The organism is Phocaeicola sp. (genome assembly GCF_057861905.1).
Genome location: NZ_DBMACV010000102.1, coordinates 1 through 8,776, shown reverse-complemented (window position 1 = coordinate 8,776; position 8,776 = coordinate 1). Strand labels below are relative to the sequence as shown.

Genomic DNA, 8,776 nt, shown 5'->3' with positions numbered 1-8,776 from the left:
TACGACTTCGGTTTAGGGAAAGGGGGCGGTATCATTGAACTGGCTGCACACCTGTATGCTACCGACCATGTACCTTACCTGCTGGAGCGGATTGCGGAACAGACACCGCATGTACACCCGGTATCTTTCTCCTTTGGCAAGCAGGACTCTTTCAGTCCGAGCTTCCAGCAGCTGGAGATAGTACCGTTATCGTCTCCTGCCCTGCTTGCCTACTTACAAGGTAGAGGAATAGATTTGGGGCTGGCAAAAAGAGAATGTAGAGAAGCCCGTTACACCCACAACGGCAAGCGTTACTTTGCCATCGCCTTCCCTAACAGCTCGGGTGGGTTTGAGGTTCGTAACCCCTATTTCAAGGGCTGCATCGCGCCCAAGGAAATCTCCCACATCAAACAATCGGGGAAAGCAAGGACTACCTGCTATGTGTTCGAGGGATTCATGGACTACCTTTCCTTTCTGACATTGAGACAGGAAAGCTGCCCGAATTATCCGGAATTGGACGAGCAGGACTACATTGTATTGAACTCCGTATCGAATATAAACAAGGCTCTCTATCCGTTGGGCAATTACGAACGCATCCACTGCTTTTTCGACAACGACCATGCAGGACTGGAAGCACTCCGGCAAATCCGCATGGAATACGGCAGAGACCGGTACATCCGGGACGCTTCGCAGATTTACAGCGGATGCAAGGACTTGAACGAATACTTACAACAGCAGAGAGCCGAAAAGCAGGCGGAAGCCATCCGGATGAAAGCAGAAACAGCAAGCCGACAGAAGGGAAAAGAAGCCACCGGAGAGGAACCTGCCAAACGGGGCAGAGGGCTCAGCATGTAGGGACGGACGCGTGGACTTTTCCATGCTGAAAAAGTCGTAGCTCATTAGGGGATTTTTCGAGCCGCATTACAAGTAACGCTAAAAATCCCCCAATGAGCCAACGGGGTTCCACCCCTCTGGACACCCCCGATGAACGGCTATGCCGCCCCCAAGAGAGGTAAGAAAACAAATGTCTAACGAATCAGAAAGAAAGGAAGAACATGGGATTCGCAGTATTGCATCTTGACAAAGCGCACGGGTCGGACAGCAAGATGTCCGACCACATTGAAAGAAAGACCACCCCGAAGAACGCAGATCCGACACGGACGCATCTCAACCGTGAGCTGATTGAGTTCCCCGGTGGAGTAACCAACCGCAACGAAGCCATCAGCCACAGGCTGAAAAGTGCCGGACTGACACGCAAAATCGGAACCAACCAGGTACGTGCCATCCGCTTCATCCTATCGGGAAGCCCCAAGGACATGAAGCAGATAGAGCAGGCAGGCAAGTTGGATGAATGGTGCAGGGACAGCGTGGAATGGATGAAACGTACCTACGGCAGCGAGAACGTGGTTTCGGCTGTGCTGCATATGGACGAGGAAACACCCCATATCCATGCCACCCTCATCCCTATCGTCCAGACCGAACGCAGAAAGAAGAAGTCGGAAAAACTGGTGAAGAAGAACTACCGCAAGAAGCCGAGCGGTACAGCACGGCTGTCAGCCAATGACATCATGACCCGGCATAAGCTGAAAGCCTATCAGGACGGGTATGCACTGGCTATGGCAAAATATGGATTGAAACGTGGCATTGTCGGCTCGGAAGCCCGGCATACCACCACCGCCCAATACTACCGTGACCTGCTGAACCAAACAGAGGACATACAGGAAAATATCGGTCTGCTGCTTGCCGAAAAGGAACGGGCGGAAAGCGAGCTGGCTAAAATCAAAAGCGAAGCCAGAACCGAGCAGCTGAAAAACAAGGCTACGGATGCCATGACTGCCATTGCCAGCGGGGTCGGTTCTCTTTTCGGTAGCGGTAAGCTGAAGGAGCTGGAACAAGCCAACGGAAAGCTACAGGGTGAAATAGACAAACGTGACAACCAGATTCGTCTGCTGAACGACCACATGAGGATGCAGGAAGAGCGTCACAGCACAGAGACACACTGCCAGCAGGAGGTACACCGACAGGAGTTGAACATGAAGGTGAAGAAAATAGAAGAGCTGAACGAAATCATCGGCAAAGCTTTCAAATGGTTCCCCGTTATGAGAGAAATGCTGCAAATGGAGAAGTTCTGCAAGTCAGCTGGATTTACACAGGAAATGATAGACGTACTTTTGGCTAAAAGGAAGCCCATCGTTTGCAGTGGCAAGCTGTACTCCACACAGCATAGACAGTCATTCAAAATAAAGGATGCGGTCTGCAAGATTGAGGACGATTTGACCGAAGAACATAAGTTGGTGCTGACCATAAACCGACAGCCTATAGTACAATGGTTCAAGGAACAATGGGAAAAGTTAGAGCAGAATCTGCGTAATTCGGTGCAGAGAGAACAAAAAAACAGAGGATTCAAATTATAAATTCGTTCAACATAAAGCAAAATCTCGATTAAATGACTAATTTTACATTTGTGTAGAATCATCTACCCAAGAATAAAAAATCAAAGAAACGGTATGTTCATCTGATTGCTTAGGATGAAGCATAATTGGCTCACGTTTCTCATCATCCATTTAGCCACTCGAATGGGGCCAATAGAGTATATGATACGAATATGAATAAAATGTTCATGCCTTTTATGGTGCTTGTCTGCCTGCTCTTAACGGCTTGCGACAAGGATGATGTTTTACCAGCAAGACCCATGGAGTGGTCATATGAAATCATTACGCCTGCAAACGTCCAATTTTTAAAATCAACCACAGACGTTTCTCCGTCCTATTTTTTTGAGACGAATGGCAAGGGAGGCAATATGGTAATGACTTGCGAGAATTATGATGTGCTCAACCCCATATCAGGAGATTCTTACGTATACGATTGTGGATGGGCCACCCTCAAGATAGAAGGCAATCAGGTGAAAATTCACTTTCCTTCATCGACTTCTAATGATGTTGCACACGAAGAGATTCAGATTTCAGCCAATGATGGAGAAAGAAAGGTTTATACGCTTATCTGTTTATCCAGAGCTATTAACAATGATGGACCAACAGATCCCGAACAAGAACCTATACCAGAAGAAGCGAAGTTCAAGATGATAATGTCCGAATATACTCCCTTTATGAGGATTGAAAGTCCGCTGCCGGCGCCTCTCGATTTGATTACCTTTCGAATCACGGATATAAACGGTGAATATTCACCCATAGACATCCCTGAGTTCACACACTATTATGATTCTATTGTGTGGAGCGCAGATGATTTTCCTCACACATTCAAAGTGGCTGAAAACAAAGTTTCTGCAGAAAGCGCAGAAATACATATCACTACACAATGGAGTTCGCACTTCTTCAAGAGCGGTACGGTAAAGAGCCATCTGAAAGGCTACCGCGATGGAAAAGTGGAATATGAAACTTCGCATCGCATCACGCTTTATGACCGCGATTTTTTGGGACTTGAATGGGGCGCAATTAATCTACAGAAGCCTACGAATCTGACGGCCTATTGTCTGTTGGATCGAAATTATGAGTACAAATTGTATGACATTGTTGCCAAGGGCTATAATCCTTATTCTCTATTTGTCCCAGTAAACCATAAATTGCTGCCGGATGCAGACTTTCTGCCGACAACTAAAAAGGCAGTCATGATACTGATGGAAAACAGTATTGGTACTGGAGAAAATGCCAACGGCAAAGAAAGTCTATTCAAATGTCTGCCTGAAAAAGGTGTAGTGGCTGAAAGGTATTGGGAAAACGAAACCACCCGCATGCTGATGTTGCATCAGCTTCCTGATGAGGAGGAATCGGCAGAAGAAAGCTATTATTTGCATATCGAACCTAAATAAGTATTTATGAATAGAGTAATTATCACATTCCTATTTTTTATCGGAATAGCCGTATCATCTTGCACAACCTCTAAAAGCGTTGTGTCGCAAAATGCAGATTTGTCTAAATATGAATATGCCTCAATCATCAACAATGACACCTATCACATTCCTGCCCAACTGATGGAATACGAAATACAGTTGTTTGATGCAGTAGAAGGCTCTCGACTTACGTTGGTCAGTGATATGCGTATAAATGAACTGACTGCAACACAACAGTCAAAACTGCTTATGGTAAAATATGGGGTAGATATTTTAGAAGAAGAATCCATTGTAACTGTGAATTTCATAGATTTCCTCACGGGTCGCCCGATAGCTTCATGTCGTGGTGCATACAGTACATTAGGATTGAGCGTATCTGCAGACATTAGAGGTGCTATAAAACGTGTTGCCAAACAAATTGAAGCCACATTTCCTAAGTAATGCAATGCCACTTAAATAACTAAAGGTTGCCTATCTAATGCATTCGCATGTACATAGGCAACCTTTGATGTATCTTTTTATTTTAAGAAGAAATAGTATCTTGTTTAATAAACCCCAGCAAAAATCCATTTCTTAAATAATACAAAAACACCCAGTTTTACATTCTTGGGTGTAAAACTGGGTGTTTATTTTGCAATTTGCTGATTTTCAGCGTTTATTGCGGAGAGACAGGGATTCGAACCCCGGGTACCTCGCAGTACAACGGTTTTCAAGACCGCCGCAATCGACCACTCTGCCACCTCTCCAAAACTCTCTTACAAGAGTGCTTCGTTTCAAAAGCGTTGCAAAGGTACGCATTATTTTTTAATACGCAAATTTTTGATAACATATTTTTAATTCAGGCCCTATTATTCCGTTAAAAAATGTACTTTTGCATATCAATTAATCTATAATAATAGCAATATTTCATCAGTATTAAATACGTGACCGAATGGAAAGCATTATCACAAAACCAGAAAGAGAGCAAATCATTGCTCTGATAAAAAGAGAAGTAGTTCCGGCAATCGGCTGTACAGAACCCATTGCAGTTGCCTTATGTGTTGCCAAAGCTACGGAAACTCTTGGCTGCCGTCCAGAGCATATCAAAGTACTTTTAAGTGCCAACATTCTGAAAAATGCCATGGGAGTGGGCATTCCGGGAACAGACATGATTGGTCTTCCTATCGCTGTTGCGCTGGGAGCTCTGATTGGTAAGTCCGAATACGAGCTGGAAGTTCTGAAAGACAGTAACCCGACAGCAGTAGAGGAAGGGAAAAAAATGATAGATTCGCAATGCATCGACATCGCGTTAAAAGAAAATATCGAAGAAAAATTGTACATCGAAACGACTTGTACGCATGACAATGACTCGGCTACAGCCATTATCAGTGGAGGACACACAAATTTTGTATATGTAAGCCGTAACCAGAATGTCATTTTAGATAAAAGAACTCCCCAAGCATCCGAAGCACAAGCTGCTCCTGTTGAACTGACCCTGCGCAAGGTCTTCGATTTCGCCACTACTGCTCCACTGGATGAAATACAGTTTATACTCGAAGCAAAACGTCTGAACAAAAATGCAGCCGAACGTTCTTTTCAGGGAAAATATGGTCATGAACTGGGCAAAATGCTGAGAAACAGCAAAACTGAAAAGAACATCATGGGCAATAATACCTTCACTCATATTTTATCGTACACTTCGGCAGCCTGCGATGCCCGCATGGCAGGTGCCATGATTCCGGTAATGAGCAACTCCGGCAGTGGAAATCAGGGTATAGCCGCTACGTTACCGGTCGTAATTTATGCAGAAGATAATCACAACTCTGAAGAGGAACTGACAAGAGCTCTTATACTCAGCCACCTGACTGCCATCTATATCAAACAAAGTCTGGGACGCCTGTCGGCGCTGTGCGGCTGTGTTGTTGCAGCAACAGGAAGCAGTTGCGGTATTACTTACCTTATGGGTGGAGGATATCAGCAGGTAATGTATGCCGTACAAAACATGATTGCTACACTTACCGGCATGATTTGTGACGGTGCCAAACCAAGTTGTGCACTTAAACTGACCAGTGGAGTGTCGACTGCCGTCATGTCTGCTATCATGGCAATGGAACAGAAATGTGTTACTTCGGTAGAAGGAATCATCGAAGAAAACGTAAATCAGAGTATTCGTAACCTGACCAAAATCGGTTCGGAAGGTATGAATGAAACCGACAAGATGGTACTCGACATCATGACTCACAAACATTGTGACTGACCATCGATGTAAAAACGATAAAGAAACGGCTGTTTTTCGCAAAAGATAACGGATTTTTTACGAATAGACAGCCGTTTTTCATTTACTTTGCGCCGTTATGAAAACAAATACAAATATACAATATTTAGAAAAGCTGATATCCGAAGGAGAACATGTACACCAGGATTTTAAATTTGCTATATCCGACGCAAGAAAAATAGCCAAAAGTTTATCTGCCTTTGCCAATACCGAAGGTGGCAGACTGCTGGTTGGAGTGAAAGATAACGGGAAAATAGCCGGTGTACGATCGGAAGAAGAAATATACATGATAGAAGCCGCTGCCAATTTATACTGCCGTCCGGAAGTACAACTCGACACACATATTTATCATGTGGAAGGAAAAGATGTACTGGAAGTACAGGTAAACGAAAGCAGACAGAAACCAATCTATGCGCTGGATGAAGAAAATCATCCATGGGCCTATGTCCGCATTAAAGATGAAAACATTCTGGCCAATCCCATACACCTGAATATCTGGAAACATGACCGTGCAGAAAAAGATGTTGTCATGACATATACCCAGCGAGAACAGCAGGTGTTGACTATTCTGCAACAGCATGCTCCCCTCACCTTAGGACAATGCAGCCGACTTACTCACATGAACCGAAAACAAATAAGTCGCCTGCTTGCCGACTTTATCCGCTTCGGTCTGGTAGAACAACTTTTCATGGAACATACATTTTATTTTCAGCTTAAAGACAGTGAATAAAAAAACGAACAAAAAGATTTCCTATCTTTGTACGCAAATAAACAATTTATATTATTATGAGTATATTTTCTAAAATATTCGGAAAGAAACAAACCTCAGAAACCGACGAAACAGTACGTGTAGGAGGAATGGAAGATTTTATGACGCTGATACGCGTATATTATCAGTCGGTCATGGCAGCACAACTGGGCATCAGCAACATTAATTTCTTGCCCGACATGGCAGTATTTAAACGTACCCTCAAGATTCCTACCCAAAACAATAAATTAGGAATAGCCGAACGCTCCAAATGTAAAAAGATGCTGAGCGATATTTACGGTCTGGACGACATTTTCTTCAAAGAAATAGACAATTCCATTAAAAAGAACTGCAAGAATGTGAATGACATCAAGAACTATCTATTCATGTTCCAGGGATTCAGCCAAGACCTGATGATGGTAATCGGCAACCTGATGCAATGGAAATTCCGTATGCCGGGAGTATTTAAGAAAATGTTGCGCGGTATGACGGAAAAGGCTATCCATGACATCATGACTAAAACCAACTGGAAGGATGACGGCGTACGCAAAACCTGCGGCAACATCCGTGTTTACCAGCATACATTGGGTTATTCGGAAAGCTGGATGACAGAATATGTGTACAACATTGTCTTGCTGGCTAAAAAAGAGCCCAAGCCTAAAGCCTGATTTGACGCCCAATGAATACTGAAAAGATTATTCCGCCCGTAGAAGCTCACCCGCTGGAACCTTTCCTGCCTGCAAACGCTGTATTGCTGATGCTGGGAAGCTTTCCTCCACAAAAAAAGCGCTGGAGTATGGATTTTTTCTACCCTAACCTGCAAAACGACATGTGGCGCATTTTCGGAATAATCTTTTTTTCTGATAAAGATTATTTCCTGCATCCTGACAAAAAATCGTTTGACAAGGAACGCATTATAAAGTTCCTGAATGAAAAAGGTATTGCACTATACGATACGGCTTCGGCCGTACGCCGTTTGCAGGACAATGCTTCTGATAAATTTCTGGACATCGTAGAGCCGACTGATATAAATCTTCTGCTGAAACAGCTTCCAAACTGTCGGGCCATTGTGACGACAGGACAAAAAGCTACGGATACTTTACGGCAGCAACTGGAGGTAGCAGAACCACCCATAGGTGGAAAATCTCCATTCGAATATGCAGATCGCATACTTTATCTGTACCGAATGCCATCATCCAGCCGCGCCTATCCGCTGAAAATAGAAAAAAAGGCAGAAACCTATCAACTCATATTCAAAGACTTAGGGCTAATATGAGAGAAAGCATCCATATTTTTACCGAAAAGCATTTGCAGATATCAAAATTTATAGTACCTTTGCAACCGCAAACACGGGAATAGCTCAGTTGGTAGAGCATCGGTCTCCAAAACCGAGTGTCGGGAGTTCGAGTCTCTCTTCCCGTGCAGAGATAAAAAGCTGTAACTCAAAAAGTTGCAGCTTTTGTTCGTTTGTACAGAGCCATACCGCACACTACCGGAAGAGCAATTACCTAATGTGATACATTTTCCCGAAACCAGAGGGTAATCGATTCCCGTAAAACAAGCAAGCATCCCCGACAACCTTTCACTTTCTGCCATATTCCTAAAATAACATTTCCATAAGAACACAATTCAAAATAAACTGGCTTTTCCTGATAAAATACAACTCCAAAGTTATAATCTCCTATCCCCCAACCTGTAAACAACGGAAAGCTCAATACAAGAACTCCAGCCTGCTCTATCATCGTAAAAGCGACCTTACAGACGGACAAGCAAAAGTTTTCCCAAGCAAGCCGAAATCTCATTTATTTTTTGTACAAAAAACAAAATCTTTTGTACAAATTTCAAAAAAATACCTGAGTTCGGGATAAGTTTAGAATAAGGCCAGTTGTTTTGAGTCCTCAATATAGTATCCTTGCAATGCATCCGGTTTGTTTTCAAAGAAACAATA

9 protein-coding genes and 2 tRNA genes are annotated in these 8,776 nt (G+C 43.6%); 9 read left to right on the top strand and 2 right to left on the bottom strand.

Annotated features, from left to right (window positions below):
- The 4 genes from ACZM60_RS13890 to ACZM60_RS13875 all read left to right on the top strand — a co-directional run.
- Nucleotides 1–834: toprim domain-containing protein (locus ACZM60_RS13890; protein WP_489521789.1), on the top strand; the 834-nt coding region annotated here is incomplete at its 5' end.
- Between the two features lie 200 nt (nt 835–1,034).
- Entirely contained in the window at nt 1,035–2,393 is a 1,359-nt protein-coding gene (gene mobV, locus ACZM60_RS13885) for a MobV family relaxase (RefSeq protein ID WP_489521788.1), read from the top strand.
- A 206-nt stretch (nt 2,394–2,599) separates the two neighbouring features.
- A complete protein-coding gene (locus ACZM60_RS13880; protein WP_489521791.1) occupies nt 2,600–3,805 on the top strand; it encodes a hypothetical protein in 1,206 nt (401 codons plus the stop codon).
- 6 nt (nt 3,806–3,811) lie between these two features.
- Nucleotides 3,812–4,267, top strand: a complete 456-nt coding sequence (locus ACZM60_RS13875; RefSeq protein ID WP_005940157.1) for a hypothetical protein — start codon at nt 3,812–3,814, stop codon at nt 4,265–4,267.
- A gap of 220 nt (nt 4,268–4,487) precedes the next feature.
- On the opposite strand, the gene ACZM60_RS13870 is transcribed toward ACZM60_RS13875, so the two are convergent.
- A tRNA-Ser gene (locus ACZM60_RS13870) sits at nt 4,488–4,572 on the bottom strand.
- A gap of 194 nt (nt 4,573–4,766) precedes the next feature.
- Between ACZM60_RS13870 and ACZM60_RS13865 the strand changes: the two genes are divergently transcribed.
- From ACZM60_RS13865 to ACZM60_RS13845, 5 genes are all read left to right on the top strand, one after another.
- A complete protein-coding gene (locus tag ACZM60_RS13865) occupies nt 4,767–6,062 on the top strand; it encodes an L-cysteine desulfidase family protein (protein ID WP_489521790.1) in 1,296 nt (431 codons plus the stop codon).
- A gap of 97 nt (nt 6,063–6,159) precedes the next feature.
- Nucleotides 6,160–6,810, top strand: a complete 651-nt coding sequence (locus ACZM60_RS13860; protein ID WP_340319988.1) for an RNA-binding domain-containing protein — start codon at nt 6,160–6,162, stop codon at nt 6,808–6,810.
- A 56-nt stretch (nt 6,811–6,866) separates the two neighbouring features.
- Nucleotides 6,867–7,496, top strand: a complete 630-nt coding sequence (locus ACZM60_RS13855) for a DUF8491 family protein (protein WP_021971445.1) — start codon at nt 6,867–6,869, stop codon at nt 7,494–7,496.
- Nucleotides 7,497–7,507: 11 nt separating this feature from the next.
- Nucleotides 7,508–8,104 carry a uracil-DNA glycosylase family protein gene (locus tag ACZM60_RS13850; protein WP_021971444.1) on the top strand — a complete coding sequence of 199 codons (597 nt, stop codon included), beginning with the start codon at nt 7,508–7,510 and terminating at the stop codon, nt 8,102–8,104.
- A 73-nt stretch (nt 8,105–8,177) separates the two neighbouring features.
- Nucleotides 8,178–8,250, top strand: a tRNA-Trp gene (locus tag ACZM60_RS13845).
- 86 nt (nt 8,251–8,336) lie between these two features.
- On the opposite strand, the gene ACZM60_RS13840 is transcribed toward ACZM60_RS13845, so the two are convergent.
- Nucleotides 8,337–8,630: a hypothetical protein gene (locus ACZM60_RS13840; protein ID WP_021971443.1), complete on the bottom strand. Its 294-nt coding sequence runs from the start codon at nt 8,628–8,630 to the stop codon at nt 8,337–8,339.
- Nucleotides 8,631–8,776: the final 146 nt, after the last annotated feature.